General features: G+C 36.0%; 22 protein-coding genes. 3 read left to right on the top strand and 19 right to left on the bottom strand.

Going from position 1 to position 23,083, the window contains the following annotated elements:
- Positions 1-23: 23 nt before the first annotated feature.
- From ACSHWW_RS08715 to ACSHWW_RS08690, 6 genes are all read right to left on the bottom strand, one after another.
- Positions 24-866, bottom strand: coding sequence for a biotin-dependent carboxyltransferase family protein (locus ACSHWW_RS08715; protein ID WP_435682056.1), 843 nt, complete (start codon positions 864-866; stop codon positions 24-26).
- Positions 859-1,608, bottom strand: a complete 750-nt coding sequence (locus tag ACSHWW_RS08710) for a 5-oxoprolinase subunit B family protein (protein WP_435682055.1) — start codon at positions 1,606-1,608, stop codon at positions 859-861. Before ACSHWW_RS08710 ends, ACSHWW_RS08715 begins: the two co-directional genes overlap by 8 nt.
- On the bottom strand, positions 1,562-2,296 hold the full coding sequence (locus ACSHWW_RS08705) for a LamB/YcsF family protein (RefSeq protein WP_435682054.1): 735 nt from the start codon (positions 2,294-2,296) through the stop codon (positions 1,562-1,564). Before ACSHWW_RS08705 ends, ACSHWW_RS08710 begins: the two co-directional genes overlap by 47 nt.
- A complete protein-coding gene (locus ACSHWW_RS08700; protein WP_435682053.1) occupies positions 2,293-3,489 on the bottom strand; it encodes an Nramp family divalent metal transporter in 1,197 nt (398 codons plus the stop codon). The genes ACSHWW_RS08705 and ACSHWW_RS08700 overlap by 4 nt, the downstream gene beginning before the upstream one ends.
- The gene (locus tag ACSHWW_RS08695) at positions 3,479-4,612 is read right to left on the bottom strand and encodes a DUF2891 domain-containing protein (RefSeq protein WP_435682052.1); all 1,134 of its coding nucleotides are present in this window, start codon (positions 4,610-4,612) and stop codon (positions 3,479-3,481) included. Before ACSHWW_RS08695 ends, ACSHWW_RS08700 begins: the two co-directional genes overlap by 11 nt.
- Before the next feature lie 75 nt (positions 4,613-4,687).
- On the bottom strand, positions 4,688-6,358 hold the full coding sequence (locus tag ACSHWW_RS08690; RefSeq protein WP_435682051.1) for an alpha-amylase family glycosyl hydrolase: 1,671 nt from the start codon (positions 6,356-6,358) through the stop codon (positions 4,688-4,690).
- Positions 6,359-6,489: 131 nt separating this feature from the next.
- On the opposite strand from ACSHWW_RS08690, the gene ACSHWW_RS08685 reads away from it, so the two are divergent.
- Positions 6,490-7,359, top strand: a complete 870-nt coding sequence (locus ACSHWW_RS08685; RefSeq protein ID WP_435682050.1) for a sterol desaturase family protein — start codon at positions 6,490-6,492, stop codon at positions 7,357-7,359.
- A gap of 32 nt (positions 7,360-7,391) precedes the next feature.
- On the opposite strand, the gene ACSHWW_RS08680 is transcribed toward ACSHWW_RS08685, so the two are convergent.
- The 3 genes from ACSHWW_RS08680 to ACSHWW_RS08670 all read right to left on the bottom strand — a co-directional run bounded on the left by ACSHWW_RS08680 (position 7,392) and on the right by ACSHWW_RS08670 (position 10,710).
- Entirely contained in the window at positions 7,392-8,672 is a 1,281-nt protein-coding gene (locus tag ACSHWW_RS08680; RefSeq protein ID WP_435682049.1) for a hypothetical protein, read from the bottom strand.
- A 3-nt stretch (positions 8,673-8,675) separates the two neighbouring features.
- Positions 8,676-9,989: a hypothetical protein gene (locus ACSHWW_RS08675; RefSeq protein WP_435682048.1), complete on the bottom strand. Its 1,314-nt coding sequence runs from the start codon at positions 9,987-9,989 to the stop codon at positions 8,676-8,678.
- 181 nt (positions 9,990-10,170) lie between these two features.
- Complete coding sequence (locus ACSHWW_RS08670) at positions 10,171-10,710, bottom strand: CopD family protein (protein WP_435682047.1); 540 nt, start codon at positions 10,708-10,710, stop codon at positions 10,171-10,173.
- Between the two features lie 195 nt (positions 10,711-10,905).
- On the opposite strand from ACSHWW_RS08670, the gene hemN reads away from it, so the two are divergent.
- The gene (gene hemN / locus ACSHWW_RS08665; RefSeq protein ID WP_435682046.1) at positions 10,906-12,270 is read left to right on the top strand and encodes an oxygen-independent coproporphyrinogen III oxidase; all 1,365 of its coding nucleotides are present in this window, start codon (positions 10,906-10,908) and stop codon (positions 12,268-12,270) included.
- 291 nt (positions 12,271-12,561) lie between these two features.
- Here the strand turns inward: hemN and ACSHWW_RS08660 are convergent, their stop codons facing one another.
- From ACSHWW_RS08660 to ACSHWW_RS08620, 9 genes are all read right to left on the bottom strand, one after another.
- Positions 12,562-12,705 (bottom strand): hypothetical protein, encoded by a 144-nt coding sequence (locus ACSHWW_RS08660; protein WP_435682045.1) that lies wholly within the window; start codon positions 12,703-12,705, stop codon positions 12,562-12,564.
- A 12-nt stretch (positions 12,706-12,717) separates the two neighbouring features.
- Positions 12,718-13,485: a sulfite exporter TauE/SafE family protein gene (locus ACSHWW_RS08655; RefSeq protein WP_435682044.1), complete on the bottom strand. Its 768-nt coding sequence runs from the start codon at positions 13,483-13,485 to the stop codon at positions 12,718-12,720.
- On the bottom strand, positions 13,445-13,888 hold the full coding sequence (locus ACSHWW_RS08650) for a FixH family protein (RefSeq protein ID WP_435682043.1): 444 nt from the start codon (positions 13,886-13,888) through the stop codon (positions 13,445-13,447). The genes ACSHWW_RS08655 and ACSHWW_RS08650 overlap by 41 nt, the downstream gene beginning before the upstream one ends.
- Before the next feature lie 89 nt (positions 13,889-13,977).
- A complete protein-coding gene (gene ccoG, locus ACSHWW_RS08645; RefSeq protein WP_435682042.1) occupies positions 13,978-15,399 on the bottom strand; it encodes a cytochrome c oxidase accessory protein CcoG in 1,422 nt (473 codons plus the stop codon).
- Between the two features lie 19 nt (positions 15,400-15,418).
- Complete coding sequence (locus ACSHWW_RS08640; protein ID WP_435682041.1) at positions 15,419-16,378, bottom strand: cbb3-type cytochrome c oxidase N-terminal domain-containing protein; 960 nt, start codon at positions 16,376-16,378, stop codon at positions 15,419-15,421.
- Positions 16,371-16,562, bottom strand: a complete 192-nt coding sequence (locus tag ACSHWW_RS08635) for a CcoQ/FixQ family Cbb3-type cytochrome c oxidase assembly chaperone (protein ID WP_435682040.1) — start codon at positions 16,560-16,562, stop codon at positions 16,371-16,373. Before ACSHWW_RS08635 ends, ACSHWW_RS08640 begins: the two co-directional genes overlap by 8 nt.
- 3 nt (positions 16,563-16,565) lie before the next feature.
- Positions 16,566-18,770, bottom strand: coding sequence for a cytochrome-c oxidase, cbb3-type subunit I (ccoN, locus tag ACSHWW_RS08630; protein ID WP_435682039.1), 2,205 nt, complete (start codon positions 18,768-18,770; stop codon positions 16,566-16,568).
- Positions 18,771-18,772: 2 nt separating this feature from the next.
- On the bottom strand, positions 18,773-18,955 hold the full coding sequence (gene ccoS, locus ACSHWW_RS08625; protein ID WP_435682038.1) for a cbb3-type cytochrome oxidase assembly protein CcoS: 183 nt from the start codon (positions 18,953-18,955) through the stop codon (positions 18,773-18,775).
- 66 nt (positions 18,956-19,021) lie between these two features.
- Positions 19,022-21,418, bottom strand: coding sequence for a heavy metal translocating P-type ATPase (locus tag ACSHWW_RS08620; protein WP_435682037.1), 2,397 nt, complete (start codon positions 21,416-21,418; stop codon positions 19,022-19,024).
- A gap of 140 nt (positions 21,419-21,558) precedes the next feature.
- Here ACSHWW_RS08620 and ACSHWW_RS08615 point away from each other — a divergent pair, with 140 nt between their 5' ends.
- The gene (locus ACSHWW_RS08615; RefSeq protein ID WP_435682036.1) at positions 21,559-22,251 is read left to right on the top strand and encodes a Crp/Fnr family transcriptional regulator; all 693 of its coding nucleotides are present in this window, start codon (positions 21,559-21,561) and stop codon (positions 22,249-22,251) included.
- On the opposite strand, the gene ACSHWW_RS08610 is transcribed toward ACSHWW_RS08615, so the two are convergent.
- The gene (locus ACSHWW_RS08610) at positions 22,248-23,051 is read right to left on the bottom strand and encodes an SDR family oxidoreductase (RefSeq protein ID WP_435682035.1); all 804 of its coding nucleotides are present in this window, start codon (positions 23,049-23,051) and stop codon (positions 22,248-22,250) included. The genes ACSHWW_RS08615 and ACSHWW_RS08610 overlap by 4 nt on opposite strands.
- Between the last annotated feature and the right edge of the window lie 32 nt (positions 23,052-23,083).

The following is a 23,083-nucleotide window of genomic DNA, read 5'->3' as shown; positions in this document are numbered from 1 at the left end:
CACAATGATTAATTATAGTTTAACTAAAAAGCTTTAATTCTGAAATCTATTTTTTTATCTACGGTGAATTGGGATAGGAATGAGATTGAATCATCAGCAAGCTGCAAAATACGTGGATATCCACCAGTGGTTTGTGCATCACGCATTAAAATAATGAGTTTACCTTGTGGAGTTAATTGAATCGTTCCTGGTAATACAGGACTGCTTTTAATAGATTCTAAATCGTTCATTATCAATTCTTCTAATTGAAACGCCATACGGTTCCATTGCTTAGAAATGGAAAAGGAATTATTCAATAATCTCAATTGATGTTCTCTATCTAATAAATGAAATTCTGGACCTTTAAAAGCTGTTAAGGCTTTTGCGTAATGATTACTTTTACACCTACTATTTACAAGGGCATTTTGCTGCGATTCATATTCTAAATGATTTCCTTTTTTAATTAAAGATTGGTCTAAAATCTTAGGATAATAAGAAGAACTTTCAAAGCAGGAATCTACTTGAAATCCGCCAGCAATAGCCAAATAAATAAAATTACCATCTTGAGCAGCACCTATCTCTAACACGTCACCCGTTTTAATATTTAGTACACACGGACTTAATAAAACTTGTGAATCATGAATAACTTCACATGTTGCACCAGTGATAGCAATAGTTGTAGGTTGAGAAAACATGAACTTCCCACCACGCATGGTCATTTCTAGTACTGGAGTATTTAGTGAATTAGATAATAATCGATTAGATTCCGTAAAACTCGATTGGTCCATAGCACCACTTTGCGGAACACCATAATCTCGATGAGAGATGCGTCCTTGATCCTGAATGGTCATAAAAAAACCAGCGTCTAATACTGTCATTCTAGCCATGGATTGTTCTCTTTATTAAATCCAGTGAATCATGAGTAGTCCAATTCTCAATAACGATTTTATCAACTTCATAAAACTGTACTTCATCCATCGTTTGTAAAAGAAATGGTTGTGCTCGTTCTTTATTAAATAATGGAACAGGACAATTTCCAAGAACATACCATCCACCAGGACTATTTTGAGGATAAATACCGCACACGCCAGCCGCAATAGCCACACTACCCGATTCTACTTGCAACGATGGTTTTGATTTACGTGGTATCATTAATCGATTATCTAATCCATCTAAATATGGAAATCCAGGCAAAAACCCTATGAATGAAACTGTATAAATCGAATTTTTATGAATTTGGATTACTTCATCAACATCTAGATTTAGGTACTCACATACAGTGGTCATATCAGAACTTGTTTTATCATAATAGACAGGTAATTTCCACAAAACACCTTCTAACGATTCTTTTTCTTGCTCTTCATTCAGTGAGTTTTTTATAGAAGATATCATCTCAGATTTTAATGATTGAGACTTCCATAGCACCAGTATAGAATCAAATCCATGGTTTATAACCACTTCATTACCAAATGATTTAGTGATTAAATTAGCTGCGCTGCGTCGCCATTGAATGATGGTATCTTGTGTAGTATAAAATGTAATGAGAAGGCTATTCTCATTCATTTGATGATATGTGATGGAATTACCCAATTTGAATACCGTTGATTTTAAGTGACGCAATGACTTCATGAAAACGATTTACTATTTGCTCATTATCTCCATGAATGCAATAGGTTTGAGCATTCATTTCTATATCGTTTTCTTCTACCGAGAGCACCTTTTTTTCATATACCATCATCGCTAGCTGATTGATAAGTTTTGGGACATCGCTAATAACTGCATTTTCATGCAGCCTAGAAACTAGTGTTCCAGCAGCATGATATCGTCGATCTGCAAACGCTTCTGTGATGTGCAGTAAGTCACTTTTATTCATCTCTTTTTCAAGCAAAGAGTTATAAGGAACAAATAGCGGAATTTTCTGAAAATAAGTTTTCATAAGGTCAACAGTCCATTGAACAAAATCAGGTTGATTTGCCGTGGCATGATACAACGCTCCATGCATTTTAATATGACTCATGGGAATGTCAAGCTCTTGAGCGACATTATGGAAGGTTTTAATTTGTTTTAATACGCTTTTGCAAAAGCGTGATTCATCCCAATCCAAGTGCTTTCTACCAAAGTTTTCTCGATCTTCAAAAGATGGATGTGCACCTGCTTTTACACCAAGTTGTTGAGCCAAAAGTAAGGCTGTTTTAATAGAGTTCTCATCACCATAATGACCACCACAAGCGATATTACAAGAGCTGATAAAAGGCATAACTTGAGCGTCTATTGCCATTCCTTCTCCTAGGTCCATATTTAAATCAATGACAATCATATCACTTCAAACACTTTTAGTAAAGTTTTTGCTCCTAGCCCAATAGCAATGATTATAACTACAAAAGCCATCGCATTTTGCCATGTTTTATTTTGATATTTCCCGAGTAACTTTTGATTTACTAGCCAAAGTAATAGAATGGCTATAATAGGAAGAAGAAGTCCATTTGCTATTTGAGCAAACGTAATGATATCCAGCGGTTTAAATCCTAAACTTGAAAACAAAATACCTATTGATAAAATGATCATCCACACTGCTCTGAAGGACCAACTCTTCATAGTTCCTTTCCAGCCTAGACAACCTTTTACTACATAAGCCGCAGCGAGCGGTGCTGTAATAGCACTTGTTATTCCAGCTGCTAGAATGCCAATAGAAAAAACATAAGTAGAAGCTGTACCAAAAACAGGTTCCAGTGCACGTGCAATATCTGTTCCACTGGAAACTTTAGTCTCTTGTAATGCCGTTGCTGCAATAATGATACACATAGATACTAATCCACCTAAGATAACGCTGATCACCGTATCTTTTCTTACCGCACTTAAATCACTGGGTTGTTTCCATTTTTCGCTCACTAATGAAGCGTGTAAAAAAAGATTATATGGAACCACTGTAGTTCCTATCAAACCTACAATCGTGAGAATATTATCGCTATTAATCTGTGGTGTAAAAAGTCCTTTGAAAACTTGTGTTACGTCTGGACCTATTGCAATTGCTGTAGCAATGAACGATATTCCCATAATGACTACGAGAGTAATCAGTACCTTTTCCAATATTTTATAGTTCCCTATAAATAAGAGGCCAAATGCTATAGCTCCTAAAATGAGCGGAAAATACCATTGTTCCCCAAAGATAATCTGAAGTCCCAAAACGCCACCACTAATATTTCCTGCTTCATAAGCGGTATTACCTACTGCTATGGCTGCAAGAACTAAAATGATGAGCACCACTCTTATAAGCTTATTTGAAATAGCACTTCTTAAAATCTCTGGTAATCCTTTACTGGTTACTAACCCTAATCGAGCAGCCATTTCTTGCAATACTATGGTTGCAAAAATGGAAAGTAGCATTGCCCATAAAAGGCTGTATCCATAATTTGCTCCAGCAATAGTGCAAACCGTTACTGTTCCTGGACCTATAAATGCTGCTGCAACTAAAGTTCCAGGACCTATATTTTTAAAAATCTTATTGAACATTCTGAGCATTTTGCAACGCATAAATAGCAAAACTTCCCAGCCAGTGTCCGCCGGCATAATCGTCTGCAACTAGATTGGGTAGTGTGTTGGTAATATGAGCATCTGCTATTTCAGTAAGGTTATTGTATTGTGGATATTGAGCAGCGAGTCCATAAAGTACCCATGCTCGACTCAGGTTAAGTCCATCTATATGAACTAATTTCCCATCACTACGATCAGACACCTTACCGATTTCAATGTCTAGTTTCCCATTACTTATTTTAGGTAGAAACTTATTTACCCAAGAATGAAACTCAGTTTCTGGTAATATTCTTCTCATGATATCTACTTCTTCCAGACATGGTGATAAGAAATCATAACCACTAGGTTCCCAAGAAATAGGGCAATCAGTATCGTTTTTGTAAAATTCTTTGGCTTTAGATTCTATAGCATTTTTTAAAGCGGTCTTGTTAGCATGAGTAGCATAATCCCAAGCAAATGCCATCCCAAATGCCGTGTTAGAATGCTCTCCTACTCTTATGGCATAATTAAGTTTAGGAAGATATTCTGTATAGCGTTCCACGACCACATCAGTTAGTGGTTGAAGGATTAGAGCAAATTCTTTTCCTTGTGCATCTTCCCAAGTATCTAGTTCTTGTTGAAGTTTAAGCAACCATGCCCAGCCATATGTGCGTTCAAAGGTTTTGTTATTCTCTGTATGGAGATAAGCGATTTCTACTTCTATATTTTTTGCGGTGAGATTGCGTTTGATTTTAGAAAGTAATTCTTCTCTTGCTTCTAGTTCTGGAAATTGCTTTAATAAAGTAACCGCACTCCAGTAACCATGAACAGCACTATGCCAGTCAAAACACCCATAAAATACTGGATGCTGTTCTGTTGGGCGTTTTTGATCTTCTGGTGCAGCAGTGACGTGTCCCATTTTGTTGGGATACTCTGTTTCTATGCAATGTAGCGGTAATTGAGCAAGGTTGTTTGCCTGTTGCAGGTTGAGTTGCGGTGTAGGGATTTTATCCTCAACTTCCACGATCACGTTATCTGGATTAACTTGATTCTCTTGCTTGTTTGTTACATCATTACAACTGCTAACTCCTATGGCTAATAATGCATAAAAAAAATACTTCATCTTTATTCTTGGTTAAGAGTTTAAAGATAAAGTATTGAAAGATGATTTTGAAGTTACGCTTTCGCGAAAGCGTGGTTATTCAATTTCTTCCAGTAACACAACTCCATTCATTACTTGAACGGTCACTTTTCCATCTTTAATCTCAAGTTTTTTTTCAGTATATGCGTTTCTTAATTGAGAACTTCCTGGGAATACTTTTGTCACATCGATGGTAAGCGGTCCATCTTTTAAACCAGCTCCAGCAAGAATTTTATCTTGATGTCCATTTTTATCATACCAGCGACCAAATAAAGTTCCATTACCAGAATGTTCTAGTGAATGGTGCTCGCCTGCTCCTACTGCTGGATGATTACTGCGATATTGCCCTAGTTTTTGCCAGTGATTTAATAAACCTTTATTTATAGTTGCCCAATTCATCATAGAACGCAACGTCGCATCTCCTTGTGTTCCTTCAATTACTAAAGAACGAGCAGACTCATCTCCATAATAAATTTGTGACATTCCTAGAGTAAGCAACAACTTAGTAGCACTTTCATAAGTACGTTCTCTTGATGCGTCAAACGGTTGACCATCATCATGACTGCTTATATAATTCATCAAATAAGCTGGATCATTTGGCTTTTCTAACAATAAACTATCTCTGAATCCATCGTACCTTTTAAAGAGTTCCTTATAAGGCGCAATAGCATGTCTTTTAAACCCAAAGTTGATCATAGCATCATAACCATAGTCAAAATAATCTACAGGATTTTCATTAAAATAATAATTTCTTCCACCACTTGCCTCATAGCCATATAGTTCACCTAAAATGAAAAACTCATCATTGTGAATTTGCTTATCTGGATTTGCGGTTTTCCAATCTTTATAGGCTAGTCGAGCTTGTTCATTAAAGACTTGCCATACTTCTTCCTCAACATGTTTTACAGTATCGATTCTGAATCCATCCACACCAGTTTCTCGAGCGTAATCTGTTACCCATTTAATGATGTAATTCACTGGTGTGCGTGGTAATCCTGAACGTTCAAAAAATACGTCTAGCTCTGCGAGTTCTTGCTCGTAACGACCTTCATTTTTCCATTTTTCTACTAGATGTTGTGGCAGTGCTACTTCATTAGTGCTTTCAGTTTTTATGTCAGGAAGGTTGTTTGTAAGTGTGCAGGTTACAGCTGTTTCTTGATCTTGATAGGTACATCCAGGACCAGTGCGTACCCAATCTGCTGGCCATACTGGATCCATTGCTGTCACAGGACCTGTGTGGTTTATTACTACGTCTAGTAAGATTCTTATGTTTTTATCGTGTGCTTTTTGAACCAGTGTTTGAAATTCTTCCATCGTTCCATAACTAGGTTCTACAGCGGTCCAATCTTTTGCCCAGTAACCATGAAATGCATAAGAATATCCTGTTCCTTCATCTACTCCATCGTGGATTTGTTCCCAGATAGGTGTGAGCCATATTGCGTCAACTCCTAAATCTGTAAAATATCCTTCCTCTATTTTATCAATGATTCCAGCAAAATCGCCACCTTTAAAACCACGTAGCTTACCTGTTTCTTGATCTCTTTTGATAATCGTATCGTTTGATTTATCTCCATTATTGAATCTGTCAGTGAGTAAGAAGTAAACATTTGCGGCACTCCAGTCGAAGTATGCGGTCTCTTCTTGTTGTTTTTCAACAGCAGATTCATTACCTGATTTACAGGATAAAAATCCTATGGAGATAAGTAAAATTAGAATTGCATTTTTCATAATTACGATTTTGCTTCTCAAAAATAATCGATAGGATTTAGTTTATAGCTCTATAGAATACTCATATTAAGATAACGTTGTAGTATGAATGATTAAAGTAATTTTGCTTGTTACTTAACGACTCTTTAAACATGCAAGATTATCTAGAACTTTTCTTCAATTCTTTTACTGATTACTGGGATTATCTCGTGAGGGAAATTACCACGCCATCGTGGACTAATTATTTTTACTGGTTGATAGCAGTTTCCTTATTAGTTTTTGTTCTTGAAGTCGTTTTACCATGGCGCAAAAATCAGAAAGTGTTGCGCAAAGATTTTTGGCTGGATTTATTTTATCTCTTTTTCAATTTCTTTCTGTTCTCACTGGTAGGGTATAATTCATTATCTAAAGTAGGCGTCGCGTTATTTAATGATGGTTTAAGAAGTCTAGGATTTGAAAATATAGTTGCCATTGAATTAGGCAGTTTACCAGTATGGACGCAGTTGCTCATCATGTTTGTAATTGCAGATTTTGTTCAATGGAACATTCATAGATTGTTACATCGAGTTCCCTGGTTATGGGAATTTCATAAAGTTCATCATAGTGTGAAAGAAATGGGATTTGCAGCGCAGTTCCGATTTCATTTTATGGAAACGCTTATCTATAAAACATTGCAGTATATACCGCTAGCAATGCTAGGCTTTGGGATTGAACAATTTTTTATCGTTCATATGGCTGGTGTATTTATAGGGCACTTGAATCACGCAAATCTCAACTGGGATTATGGACCATTAAAGTATGTGTTTAACAATCCCAAAATGCACTTGTGGCACCATGCCCGTGAATTACCGGCTGATTACAAATATGGCGTGAATTATGGACTTTCTTTAAGTCTTTGGGATTACATTTTTGGAACTGCTCATGTTCCCTATCACAATCCCGAGCTCGAACTTGGCTTTCATGGCGATGAGAACTATCCAGAGAGTTTTGGGAAGCAACTAATTGAACCTTTTAAGAAGTAGAATTTGTTAGGATACGCTTTCGCGAAAGCGTATTAATAATGAACTATTACTTCAAACAAATCATTTGAAGATGAGCCTAATACAATGCGTGTATTATTTCCTCCACCATCTACAAATGCTTGAACTTCAATATTATGAGTCGTCCCTGTAAGGCTACCAGTTAAGGGAACGTAGCCTTTTCCATTTAAATACATAAATCCAGAGGCGATTAATCCTCCAGAGGCGTCTGAAGTATACATTTTAGAAGTTTGACCGATAACTCTACCATCAACAAGAATTCTAATTCCATATTTTCTAGGTAATCCATCTGTTATCGCGCCTCCAAAAGTGCTCCTAACAGAAACCGAAGTCTGATAAACTACTTCCAATAAACCATCTTCAAAAAGTTCTTGACTAGTAGTATAAATAGTACTCGAAGTAGCTCCAAGTGTAGAGCTTGAATATGTTACCGGAATTAGTAAATAACCTGATTCATATTCAAATTGAGGTAATTGTGTGATGTGCGGTGTAGGTTCTAACTTAAATTCTCCGTTACTATCAACAAATAGCACCGATTTATCTACACCATTATTATTTGAATTTGAACTACTTAAACTTTGAATTCTCACATTACTTGTGGCTCCTTGAATATGAAGAGTTGATTCCACAGGAGACGTGGCTGCGATTCCTATACGATTGAGATTTGAGTCCATCTGTAATAGAGAACCATTATCACTATTCATATGAATATCAATATCATTTTGAGACGGATTTAAGAACACACCATTGCTATTAGATATCGATACATAATCCTCGTTCAAAAGACTGAATTTTAAGTTATTTCCAGTGGAATAAGCTCCGATATTAGTACCTGTCATTGCCCAAGATGGGTTTAACATAGTTCCATTATTATGAGCTAAAAAATTTCCAGTAGTAGTTATTTGCAATCTTGAAATACTATTTGTCCCAAGAATAAATGGTGTTGAATCAGTAGTCCCTATAAAGTTTGAATTATTAATAGAATGCTCTCCATAAGTGCTCCAGAAAAAATCATTATTCATATGACTCCATCTAGTTCCAGTCCAGTATGTAAAACCTTTACCTAAAACTGAATTTGTATTATAGCTTAATAAAGATTCTGTTGTAGGACCTACTGGCAAGGTGTAAGTATCAAAATTATCGATATTCATGCGCGGTAATAGCAGCCCTTTATTTTCAGAATAAATATCGAGTAAAGTTTCAGAATGAAGATCAAAAGTACCTATACCTATTTGAGCACTAGTGGAATATGCACTAAGGAAAATTAATAAACTTATTTTTAAATAATTGTTCATGATCTAGTATCTTACAATTACTTGAAATAAGTCATCACCATTTCCACCATACGTACATCTAGTAGATGCCGTATTCCCATAAACCTCAGCATAAACTTTAATATCGTGTACAGTTCCAGTTGTTGCACCTGTTAATTGTACATAGCCATTACCATTAAGATAAAAAGGACCATTAACCACAGCTGTTCCACTGCTTGTACTACTTACGTAAGCATCTCCTTTATATGCAACCTTTTTACCATCAATTTCTACATAAACTCGATAGATTCTAGGACGTCCATCATAAATCAAATCATTAGATGTATCGGTAATAGAAACTCCTGCTTGATAGACTACTTCTACTAAAGCGTCACGAGTTAATGTCACTGATGTGGAGTATAACTCTGTAACCGTTTTTAAAGATGACGAATTGTCAACGACTATTGCCGTATTAAGGAAGCTAGTATTATCCTCAACCATTTGAGTGATTACATTTGATCCTTCTATACTTAATTCACCATTTGAATCCACAAAAACCGGTGTAGAAACAGTTCCTTTATTGTTACTATTGTTTGTTGAATTTAATGCGTCTATTCTTACTGTGCTAGAACTGCCTCCTACATGTAAAGTTGCTTGTGGATTGCTATTAGCAACACCTAACCTATTAGTACTTGCGTTAACAAATACCATATGAGTACTGCCTTGAGATGCGATACGAGTATCTATATTTGCTCCTGTTGGATTAAGAACTATCTCAGGATTTGATGTACCATTAAGTTCTAACATTGCATTACCACCTGCAGACATGTTTAATTTATTTGCTGCGCCAGAATAAATCCCTGTATCACTATCAGAATTAAAAGAAAAAGTAGGTGCTGCTGCAGTTCCTGAGTTTGCAGCCTGAATCTGTCCTGAACTTGTAACTCTCATAGCTTCAGTGCTATTTGTTGCAATTACCAAATCTTGTGCACCAGTTGTTCCTAAAAAATTCTGACCAGCTGCAGTTCCAGGTGTCGTTCCTGAATTTCCATTCTTTTCCCAATAAAGTCCTTTTCCTACTGGAACCCATTCCACTCCAGACCAAAAGTAGAAACCTTTTCCTGTTGTGGTATTTGTATTATAAACTAATAAACTTTCTGTAGAACCACCCGTTACAGGTGCTATGGTGGACAAATCAATAATATTCAATCGTGGAATTAAGATTCCTTTATCTGTTCCCTCTACATCTAGCGCTGCATCTAGTGCTGGAGAATCTGTATTTATTCCTACTTGCGCATTACTATTGCGACCTGCAAATAGAAGTAAAAGTATGAATAGTAAAGTGAATAAATTTTTCATTAATAAATCTTATTTATAATGAACAAAAGTATCCTGATTAATGCACAATAGTGAATTTAAATCTTACAAAAAAAATGTTATTCGATAAAGTATTGATTTAAAACGCCAAACGACTTTAACAGATATAAAAAAACATTAACCTATTGACACAAAGTAAATTAAATAGCTTAAAATTTAATTTTTATGATTTCCGATACCGCTTATAAATCTTAAATAATACCATCAACAAAGCTGCCAAAGCAAAAATTCCTACAACGCCATAAATCCAATTGATGGCGTTTTGAAGAATGACTAAAAAGATAACCGCAAATAAAATTATAGTCGCTCCTTCATTGTATAATCTCATTCCGTTTGAGGTCCATTTCACGACATCATTTTCTAGTTCCTTGAAGATAAAATGCGTTTTAATATGATAGATAATAAGCAAAACTACAAAGCCTAGTTTCACTTGCATCCACGTCGCTTCTACGATTCCTGGATTGATGTAAATAAGCAGTAATGCAAAGCTCGTTGCGAGTACCGCACTAGGCCACGAAATAATAAACCATAAACGGCGTGTCATTAACTTGAGTTGCTTGAGTAAAATACCTTTTGCTGGTTCTTGCTCGTCATGGGCTTCAATTTGATAGACAAACAGTCGCGGTATATAGAATAATCCAGCAAACCAGGTAACTACAAAAATGAGGTGTAATGATTTTATATATAGATAATAATCCTCCAAAGAAATGGTGTTTTTTAAGAATTGTAAAATTATCAAAAAGCACTCAGTAATTAGGGAATCTTAAGGATTCTTTTAAAAGCATTAAAGAACTGATAATTGTCATGTTATAACATAGTAGATGCTTATAAATTTACACTCAAATTCTAGCATACATAGGACTCAAATAATTTGAGGTGTGCTATTAAAACGTCAGGTATGTCATCTCTAGTTCAAAAATATAATGTAGCTGGTCCACGCTACACAAGTTACCCAACAGTTCCCTACTGGGAAGAAGCAGCCTTTACAAAACAAGCCTGGGAAAACTCAGTGATTAAAGCATTTAAAGAATCTAATAGTACGGAAGGAATAAGCCTTTACATTCATTTACCTTTTTGTGAGGCGATGTGCACCTTTTGCGGTTGTAACAAACGTATCACCGTAAATCATAATGTGGAACTGCCTTATTTAAAATATGTGCTTAAAGAATGGTCATTATATCTCGCACTGCTTGATGAAGCACCTGTAATTAGCGAGTTACATTTAGGTGGTGGAACTCCTACTTTTTTCTCTCCAGAAAATTTAAAAATACTCATAGATGGAATTTTCAAGCATGCCGTGCAACCCGATGACGCGGCGCTAAGCTTTGAAGGTCATCCCAACAATACGACTCGTGAACATTTACAAACGCTTCATGATCTAGGTTTTAACCGTGTGAGTTATGGAGTTCAAGATTTTAATCTTGAGGTGCAAAAAGCCATTCACAGAGTACAACCATTTGAAAATGTACAGAGCGCGACTTTTAATGCAAGAGAAATAGGTTACAGCTCTGTAAGTCATGATTTAATTTATGGGTTACCTTTTCAAAAGAAAGAACACGTTATTCACACTATTGAACAAACCATTGCCTTAAAGCCAGATCGTATTGCTTTTTACAGTTATGCATTTGTGCCATGGATAAAAGGTAATGGACAGCGTGGTTTTTCTCAAGAAAATTTACCTAGCCCAGTTGAAAAAAGAGAGCAGTATGAGTTAGGAAAACAAATGCTGGAAGATGCTGGATATATTGAAATAGGAATGGATCATTTTGCACTTGCTAGTGATGAGTTGAACATAGCTATGGTGACTAAGAAATTACATCGCAATTTTATGGGATACAGCTCTAGCAGTACTCAGGCTATGATAGGTCTAGGTGTTTCTTCTATAAGTGATAGCTGGTATGGATTTGCCCAAAACGTAAAAAACATCACAGCATATAAAAAATTACTCGATCAGGATCAAATTCCAGTTTATAGAGGTCATCTATTAAATGAAGAAGACCTCATCATAAGAAAACACATACTCAACTTAATGTGTCAATTTGAGACGAGCTGGGAACAAAACGGTCGTTTATATTTCACAGAATTACCAGACGTACTTATCGATCTCAAAGAAATGGAAGCTGATGGATTACTCGTTCTAGAATCCAACAGCATTATTGTTCCAGAGAAAGGTCGCGCATTTGTACGTAATATATGCATGGCGTTTGACTTGAGATTGAAACGTAAAAAACCAGATACTCAACTATTTTCTATGACTATTTAAGAGTTCATATCCCTAAAGTGAACTTTTCAGGTCTCTCATTTTGGGAGGCTTTTTTTTGTGCCTAGAGGAAATAACCTATGATTGAATACTAAGAATAAATTACGAAGTTTGAAAATACCCTTTGCCTTATGGTATTTGCTAGATCGCAGATTTCCTTCAACCGATATAGTTTCAATTTATTAAAAACCAAGAAAGAGGTATTACTCTACTAGTAACACCTCTTTCAACCAATTAACCAAAATAAATCAGAACGCAGTTATGAAGTGCGCTTTGATATTTTTTATCTAAGACCTAATCAGTCTTAGTATTTTCTTCTTTCTTTTTATCTGACTTCATCATGCTCATAACGATGGCGACTAGCCCTATGCATACTAAGGCAAAAAAACCTATCAAAACAGCTCCCATGGTCCAATCTACTAGAGGTAACATTTTCATATCTATATAATTTTAATTTGTATGTAAAACAACCGGCGTGTGACATGACTGCTCAGCAGATTGTTGATTATTCATATTTACGGGCGACAAGTAAGGAATTCCTAATCCTAATCCTCTTACTATAAATAACGCACCTATTATTATCACAAAAACAGGAACGGCTTTTTTCATCACTGTTTTTACTTTAATTGATATTACATTTCCTAAATACACAGCAGCAGTCATTAATGGAACAGTTCCCAGTCCAAAAAACATCATATAAACTGCACCTTCTACAGCATTTCCAGCTCCTATCGCTCCTATTACTGCCATATAAACAAGTCCACATGGTAAGAGACCGTTTAAAAACCCCATGGTAAAAAAAGCATCAAAAGTTTTCTTTTTGAGTTCTTTACCCATTGCACTTTTTAATTTACTTACTAGTCTATAGAGAGGTTTAGTAATCGTGAAATTCATTCCTATAAAGTAAGTCGTGATGACCATTATAATCATAGCTACTCCTACGGCAATACTTAACTGTTGTTGTAATCCAAATAAGTCAAAACTCTTCCCTACTAAACCTAACAACAAACCTATTAACCCATATGCAAACAATCTACCAGCATGATATACAGATACCTGAAAAGTTTTTTTAGTAGGCTTTTTATGATCTACTGGTAATAAAAAGGCAATAGGACCACACATTCCCATACAATGGAAACTGCCTAATAAACCTAATATGAAACCAGACCACAACATATTAATATATAATAGATTCTTTATATTTAAACGGCTTCCCATCAAGAGTAGCTGTTACAAGAATGTCCCATCGACCGTCTTTTAAGCGATTGTCAGGTATGAGCAAATAATTACCAGATAAGACTATAGGCAAGTCAAAATCTAGTTGCTTGTCTGACGGTCTATATAGGGACACTGTTCCTGTAAACTTTTTTTCTTTAATACTTTCGGGAAATTCTAGTGCCCAACCTGTGGTGGTTTTTTTTCCTTTAATATCGCCCAGGTTTTTCGCATTCTGCTCTGCATCAATTTCTTGCTGAAAGAGCAATTCCTTTTTATAATAATCAGTAGTTACCATGTCGTGGTCATAACCTTTATCTGTAAACATAGTAACCACCATGACCATGATAAAACCTATAAATAGAGTGATAGCAATCGCAATACTTGTTCCCCAATTGAGTTTCATAATCTTTATTTTTTTATCTATTCCACATAGGTGGCACAGTATTATTTTAATTACGCTTTCGCGAAAGCGAGAACAACATCAACCTCACACTACTTATAACTTCTAGGTCCCATAAAGGAAGTGGTCGTGGTTTCTATCAAGTCATCTCCACTATAAATCCCTATTTCTACACGTTCCTTATCGCTCTTTATGGCTCCAGTTTCTAGTTCTATAAACAAGGTACCTTCTGCCAGGCTTTCCATTTTAATATCAAAACCGTCATTCTTCACGAGGTTAATTGTTCCTTTATGAGACATTAATTTAAAATTTATATCCTCTATGGTAGCCGTAGTTTTGTTGACCAGTTTATAGGTGTAAACGTTGCTAATTATGGTTTCACCTTTATGTTCATATAGCGATCCTGGAAGCCTTAATACGTCTGCCTCAACGTCATTGCGCAACAACATCATACCAGAAAAAAGTCCTATTAAGATTGCGAGAACTGCGGTGTAGCCTTTAAGTCTAGGAGTAAATTCAAACTTTTTACCTTTAGTAATATTATCCTCACTAGCAAAACGTATCAAGCCTTTAGGCAAGTCCACTTTTTCCATCATACTATCGCAAGCGTCTATACATGCGGTACAATTCACACACTCGAGTTGTGTTCCATTCCTAATGTCTATTCCCGTAGGACACACTTGAACACACTGGAAACAATCTATACAATCTCCTTTACCAGTTGCTGCACGATCTTCATTCTTTTTAAATAGTGCACGTCCTTCTTCTTTTTCTCCTCGCTTATGATCATATGCAACAATGATGGATTTATCATCGAGCAATACTCCTTGTAATCTTCCATAAGGACAAGCGATAATACACACTTGTTCTCTAAACCATGCAAAGACAAAATAAAATACAGAAGTGAAAATTATAAGCGAAATAAAGGTGCTAACATGTACAAATGGTCCGTCAGTCACATATTTTAATAATTGATCACTACCTATAAGATATGCTAGGAACACATTTGCGATAATAAATGAGATGATCGCAAAAATGAACCATTTAGTAGCTTTCTTACGGATCTTTTCTGCATCCCATTTTTGTTTATCAAGTCTGATTTGCTTACCACGATCTCCTTCTATCCAGTACTCTATCCTGCGAAATACCATTTCTAAGAAAATAGTCTGAGGACACATCCATCCACAAAAAATCCTTCCAAATGCAACTGTAAAGAATATTACAAACACAACGCCTATAAGCATCATGATCACAAACAAGTAAAAATCCTGTGGCCAGAACGGAAAACCTAAGATACTGAAACGTCTTTCCAGCACATTAAACATAAGGAACTGGTTACCGTTTATTTTAACAAATGGAGCTGCTAGAAAAAAAGTAAGTAATACATAACTCACCCATTTACGGTAGTCATAAAATTTACCTGAAGGTTTTTTAGGATATACCCAGCTGCGCTTTCCATCTTTATCGATGGTTGCGATACTGTCTCTAAAAACCTCATTTTCTGGAGTTTCCATTTAGTTAATGTTCTAGAATTTATTTATTCAAATTTGTTACTGTAGAGTCTATCATAGTCTCTACAGATTCCACAGGCACATCCTCATGAGGTGCTGGAGCATCTGGATCGATCCATATCTCACCTTCAGCCTCTTTAGGTTCTGCAGGAGTTGTTCCCTGAAAACCTATGACATAACTTGCTACTTGAGCCATTTCACTAGGAGAAAGATCTGCTTTCCAGGAAACCATTCCTTTTCCGTCACGTCCACCTTCACTTATGGTATTAAAGACGTTTTTAATTCCGCCGCCTAGAATCCAGTGTCTGTCAGTAAGGTTAGGACCTATTCCACCACCACCGTCGGCTTTGTGACAAGCAATACAGCTTTCTTCAAAAATGGCTTGACCAGCTTTAAGATCAGACGCATCTGCTAGTAAGGTTACGGTGTTTACGTCTATTAAATCCTTAGCTGTTTTTTTGTATTCTTCTATCTCTTTCTCAGCTAGAGCAACTTCTTGAAGATACTCCTCAGCTTGATCTGGTGCGGCGTCTAATACATGATATTTAGTTAAATAAATTACCGCAAAAATCGCTGTGGCATAGAATAGATAAACCCACCATGGCGGTAAATTATTATCTAATTCACGGATACCATCATAATTGTGATCCATTTCTATCTCACCTTCTTCCTCCATAGGCTTATCACCCATCATTTTATCATAGAACTTCTTTACACCTGCAAACTCTTGTTCTTTACGAGCGATTGCTTGAGCATCATATCGTTCCTTAGCTTCATCTGACAAGGTGTTATATAGAACTCTTTCAAGTGTTTTTACACTTGTTTCAAGCAAGTACGCGCACAGGAATAAAACTCCTAGTATTAACCAGATTAATGGATATTCTTGCACAGCCCAAGTTCCTTCTTTACCTGCTACCAGTTCAAAAAGAACTAGTGCTAGAATCATGAAAATGATTATTCTAAATAGTGCTGATTTATTCATCGTCTTGTGTTTTAGTTGGTTCATCTATAGCCATTTCACTTAATGACTTCATGTGTCCTTTTTTAGCTGTTATTACATAAATAAATAATAAGGTAAAAAAGGTAAAAAAGATGATTAATGAGATTATAGGATATATGGATACACCATCTATCGCTTCGAGATTTCCTTTAATATATTTAAGCATGACTTAATTGTTTTGAGTTACACTTAAATCCTCGGCGTTTTTCACCTTGATATCTGTTCCTAAACGCTGTAAGTAAGCGATGATAGAAACTACTTCTCTATCTCTCATTTCTACAAACTCTTCTCCATTGTCTTGAGCATATTTCTTGTCTGCCGCATAAGTTTTGGCAAAGTCAGGATCATTCATCAAGCTCTGTTCTATTTTTAACGCTTGGGCAGCCATGTGCTCTGGAGCGTTTTCAATTTCGGCAGGTGAGTAAGGAACACCTAGAGTTGCCATTACTTCCATCTTATCTTGAGTATCACTACGGTCATGAGCATTTGCTATTAACCATTTGTAAGAAGGCATGATAGAACCTGAACTGGTCGTTTGTGGATCATAGAAATGATTGAGGTGCCAGTTATCATTATACTTTCCACCTATACGCATCAAATCTGGACCGGTTCTTTTTGAACCAAACAAGAATGGGCGATCATACACGTATTCTCCGGCTTTGGAATATTCACCGTAACGCTCTACTTCACTACGGAATGGTCTGATCATTTGCGAGTGACATCCCACACAACCTTCTCTTATATAAAGATCTCTACCTTCAAGTTCTAGTGGAGTATATGGTTTCACACTTGAGATTACAGGAATGTAATCATCTACCATTAAGGAAGGAACGATTTGAACAATTCCACCTATTAATATAGCTACGGTAGCATAAAGTGTCATTTTTAATGGCTTTCTTTCTAACCATGTGTGCCATCCTTCACTAGCTGTTCTAGATTTAGAAACTCTAGTAAGTGGAGCAGCCTCAGCAAGTTCATCTGTAACCGCGCTACCTTGTCTTATAGTTATAATGACATTGTAAACTAGAACTAACATACCTATCAAGTAAAGAGTTCCTCCTATGGCACGCATCCAGTACATAGGCATAATCTCATTAACCGTTTCTAGGAAATTCCCATAAGCAAGCGTTCCATCTGGATTAAACTGTTTCCACATAAATGCTTGAACAAATCCAGCTACGTACATAGGTAAAGCATAAAGGATTATACCTAATGTTCCTATCCAAAAGTGAAAGTTTGCCAGTTTAGTAGAAGCTAACTTTGTTTTAAATAAAATAGGCACGAGATAATAGATCATACCGAAAGTCATAAACCCATTCCAGGCTAGCGCTCCTACATGAACGTGTGCAATAATCCAGTCTGAAAAGTGAGCAATTGCATTTACATTTTTAAGAGAAAGCAATGGACCTTCAAATGTTGCCATACCATAACCTGTGATAGCAACTACCATAAACTTTAAAACAGGATCTGTACGTACTTTATCCCAAGCACCACGTAAGGTTAATAATCCATTAATCATTCCACCCCAAGATGGAGCAAGTAACATTACAGAAAATGCTACACCTAAGTTTTGTGCCCAGTCTGGTAAAGCACTATAAAGTAAATGGTGAGGACCAGCCCAGATGTAAATAAATATCAACGACCAAAAGTGAATAATAGATAATCTATAAGAGTAAACTGGTCTGTTTGCCGCCTTAGGAATGAAGTAATACATCAATCCTAAGAATGGAGTAGTCAAGAAAAACGCTACCGCATTATGACCATACCACCATTGAACAAGAGCATCTTGCACTCCTGCATAAGCAGAGTAACTTTTAAAAGCACTTACTGGTAGCGCCATACTATTAAATATGTGCAATACAGCTACAGTAACAAATGTGGCGATGTAAAACCAAATCGCAACGTACAAGTGACGCTGTCTTCTTTTAATGAGTGTTCCAATTAGGTTTAAACCAAAAGCAACCCAAATTAAGGCTATTGCAATATCGATAGGCCATTCTAGTTCTGCATACTCTTTTGAAGAAGTCAACCCTAGCGGTAAAGTAATGGCTGCAGCCACAATTATTAATTGCCATCCCCAAAAATTAATGTTTGATAATAAATCGCTCCACATACGCGCTTTAAGTAATCGCTGCGTGGAGTAATAAACACCAGCAAAAATGGCGTTTCCTACAAATGCAAAAATCACCGCATTTGTATGCAACGGTCTTAATCTACCGAAACTAAGCCATGAGATCCCATCGGTCATATTTGGAAACAGAAACATAAAGGCTAGGATCAGTCCCACTAACATTCCCACAACACCCCAGAGAATGGTTGCGTAAAGGAACTTCTTAACGATTTTATTATCGTAATGAAATTGTTCTAATTGCATAATTATTTTGATTTAATTTGGTTTTTTTCTTCTTTAGGTTTCACAAGTTCATCATCAAATAGCATGCGCACACTTGGCGTATAGGTATCATCATATTGTCCAGACTTTACAGAAATTATAAAGAGGACAAAAAATAAAAGAGCGACAACTACGCTCACTGCTAACAACATGTAGATAATGCTCATACCACTTTGAATTATCGTTACAAATGTATTTCTCACTGCTTCCTTAAAACATGACAATTATCAGTTTTAGAAATTTTTCTTATTGAATTTTCTACCCATATAATTTGTCATTATTGTGGTAAATGCTACTACACTTAATGAACTCACAGGCATAAGTATAGCCGCCATAACTGGAGTTAACAGACCACTTAACGCAATAGAAATTCCTATCAGGTTATAGAAGAATGACAGTGCAAAGCACCATTTGATAATGTTTACCGCTTTCCGCGAAAGCGTAATCACACCATCCATACGTTTTAAAATACCGGCATCCATGATTCCATCACAGGCTGGAGTGAACACGTTTACATTTTCTGCAATAGAAATACCTACGTCTGCTTGAGCAAGTGCTCCTGCGTCATTAAGTCCATCACCTACCATCATGACACGAGCACCTTGTGATTGTAAGTTTTTAATGTAATTGAGTTTTTCTTCAGGTTGCTGGTTGAATTGAAGTCTGACACTAGGTGGAAGTAAATCTTGAAGTTTTTGCTTTTCACCAGCGTTATCACCCGATATGACGTGCAAACCATATTGCGTGGACAGGTTTCTAAATAAGTCATATACTCCTTGACGATATTTATTTTTAAAGGTAAATTTCCCTTTATAAGTGTCATTATAGTTGATATGAACCGCCGTTTCTACATTAGTTTCTATAGTAGATTGCGCTTCTGTAAAAGAGGAAGAACCTACTTTAATCACAACTTCATTAATTCTAGAAATCAGTCCTTTACCAGCCACTTCTTTAAAGTCGTCTAAGGCTGGTAGAATATTATTTTTCTTAAGTTCTTGATATAGCGCTCTACTCAAAGGGTGATTAGAACCGCGCAACGTACTAGTTAGATTCAATTCTTCTTGAGATGTTAATGGTATCCCTTGATATTCTATTTGAGAACTAGAGCTAGTGGTTATGGTTCCTGTTTTATCAAATACAATCGTGTCAACTTGAGCCATGCGCTCTATAATCACAGATTCTTTGAGATATAATCCCATGTTGCCATAAATACGTAACATGTTTCCCATGGTAAAAGGTGTAGACAAGGCTATCGCGCATGGACACGCCACTATTAATACAGCGGTAAATACATTTATTGCAGTTAACGGATTAATAAATAGCCAGATAATTGCTCCTATGACAGCAATGCTTATGATACTTACAGTAAATCTTTTTGAAATACGATCTACCAAAGTCTGGAAACTAGAATGACGCTTCTTCTTGAAAATATCATTACTCCACAAGCTAGTTAAATAGCTTTGCTCCACATTTTTAATCGCCTCAACTTCAATCAGACCCGATTGCTGTCTTCCACCAGCAAAAAGGATTTCTCCCATGTATTTAGACACATGATCTGATTCTCCGGTGACAAAACTATAATCCATGGTCGCCTTATCACTAAGCAAAACGGCGTCCACAGGTAATATCTCACCAGATCGTATGAGCAAACGGTCTCCTTTTTCAATTTTATAAATAGGAACTTGATCTTCCTTTATCTCACCATCTAGTTTTAATAATCGAGTAACAGCAATGGGAAAGTAAGATTTAAAATCTCTATCAAAAGATAAATAAGCATAAGTGCGTTGCTGGAAAAAACGACCTAATAATAAAAAGAATACTAAACCAGTGAGACTATCTAGGAATCCTGTTCCTAAATCAAATACAATTTCAATAGTACTGCGTATGAACAAGACTAAAATTCCCAACGCAATAGGAATATCAATATTCAAAATACCGGATTTGATTCCTTTATAGGCTGATTTGATATAATCAAATCCTGCATAGAAAACGACTGGTAAAGAAAAGGCAAACATCATCCACCTGAAAAGTCCTTTAAATCGATCCAACCAGAATTCTTGTACTTCAAAATATTCTGGAAAAGAAAGAAACATCACATTCCCAAAAGCAAAACCTGCAACTCCTAATTTGTATATTAAGGAACGATCTATTTTTTTATCCTTTTCTTCATAATCCTCCAATGATATATAAGGCTCATAACCTATGGAAGCGAGTAATAAAGCAAGTGCTTTTAAATCCAGCTCTGTAGAATTAAAAGTAACACGTACTGATTTTTTAGGAAAATCAACTTGAGAAGATTTTACACCTTTATGTATGCGCTGTAGGTTTTCAAGAACCCATATACATGAACTACAGTGAATGGAAGGAATGGATAAATTCACTACCTGAACTTCTTGTTCATTAAATTCCAACAGTTTACTTACAATTTCTTCATTTTCTAAGAAATTGAACTTGTCTTTAAAAGAAGATGGAGATGTTCCTGGATTATGTTCAAGATTGTAATAATTGCCTAAATCATTCTCACTTAAAATCTCATAAACCAGCTTACAACCTGTACAACAAAACTTTTTCTCATCATGACAAATAGTTTGTTCAATACACGGATCTCCACAATGGAAACACTTATCCATAATGTTATTATTTGCTCTTTATACCTGATTACAAATTTGAGCCTAGTTTCATCCTTAAAACATGACAATTATCAGTTTTAATACGATAATCCGTATTCAAAACTTTAACTTTGTAAACGTTAGATAAGCAAGTAGATGCTATGGGGAATAAATGTGAAAATTGTATCGTAAGACAGTTCAGTGCTTTTAAAGTACTAAATACTGCTGACCTATCTGAAATTAATAGAACCAAAGAAGTTGTCAAAGTTGCAAAAGGCGATGTGATTTTTAAAGAAGGACAGCGTTTAACTGGTATTTACTGTGTACGAAAAGGCTCTTCAAAACTTTCCAAAATCACAAATTCCGGTCGAGATCAAATTGTAAAAATATCTTCGATAGGAGAAGTGTTAGGTCAGCGCTCTGTTATATGTGATGAGAGTACTAATTTAAGTGCCGTTGCTCTCGATGATATGGAAATGTGTTTTGTTCCTAAATCTACCATTACAAATCGTATGATGAACAATCCTGACTTTGTAAAAAAACTTTTATTGAATATGGCTCATGAACTGCGCATAGCAGATGACCTTATTATAGATCTTTCACAAAAAACTGTAAAGCAACGTTTAGCACAAGCTCTACTTTACTTAAGAGAACAATTTGGTGAAAATGAAGAAACAGGTGAGCTATCTTTAATTTTATCACGTGAAGATCTTGCTGCTGTCATAGGGACCGCAACAGAATCCTGTATAAGATTACTTTCAGATTTTAAAAAGCAAGGTTTAATCTCTACAAATGGTAAGAATATAAAACTTGAAAAGCTTAAAGAATTAGAAAGTCTTGCGAGTGCGGTCTAGAGCTTATAATGCTTCTTCAACATTTTCTCATATCTTTTTTCGGGTAAGATTTTCTTGAGAACGATAGAAAATTTCTGTAAAAAGCTCCCAACTTTATAATGAATTCCAGGATTCTTTACTTGAAGAATTTCATGAATTTTATAAGCAACTTCCATAGGATCACTTCCATCATCTACATGCTCGTCTATTAAAGCTAGCGTTTTAGAATAACCAGCGGCATAATCACTTCCTTCTATAACTGGTGCGTGAAATCTTCCTGCGGCAATATTTGTGGCAAAATCTCCTGGTGCTACATTACTAAAATGAATATTCAAATGCGCACATTCCATGCGGTAAGCCTCAGTCACAATTTCTAGTGCACCTTTACTAGCACTATAAATACCACGATACGGTAATCCCATATAACCAGCAATACTCGTAATGTTAATCACTCTTCCCGATTTCTGGGCACGCATGTGAGGCAACACAGCTTGTAAAACTCTTAATGGACCATAAAAATTAGTGTCCATCGCTCCATGGATTTCATCCATAGGAGTTTCTTCTACCGGACCAGTAATACCTACTCCAGCGTTATTGATAAGAATATCGATTCTGGATTCTTTATTTATGACTTCAGTAATTGCTGTATTTATAGAATCAGCATCTTTTACATCCATCGCAACAAGTGACACAGGACTTTCTGGATGCCGAGAAGGATTTCTACTGGTACCATAAACGGTGTAACCTTTTTGCTTTAAATAAATGGCGATAGACTTTCCTATCCCACTAGAACCACCAGTAACTAGAACCACTTTATTCATAACTATATATAATTGAGATGATTAGATTTCAC

This window comes from Nonlabens sp., from assembly GCF_051251825.1.
In the GTDB taxonomy this organism is placed as follows: Bacteria; Bacteroidota; Bacteroidia; order Flavobacteriales; family Flavobacteriaceae; genus Nonlabens.
The sequence above is the reverse complement of the archived record's forward strand: the minus strand, read 5'-3'. Positions and strand labels throughout refer to the sequence as shown.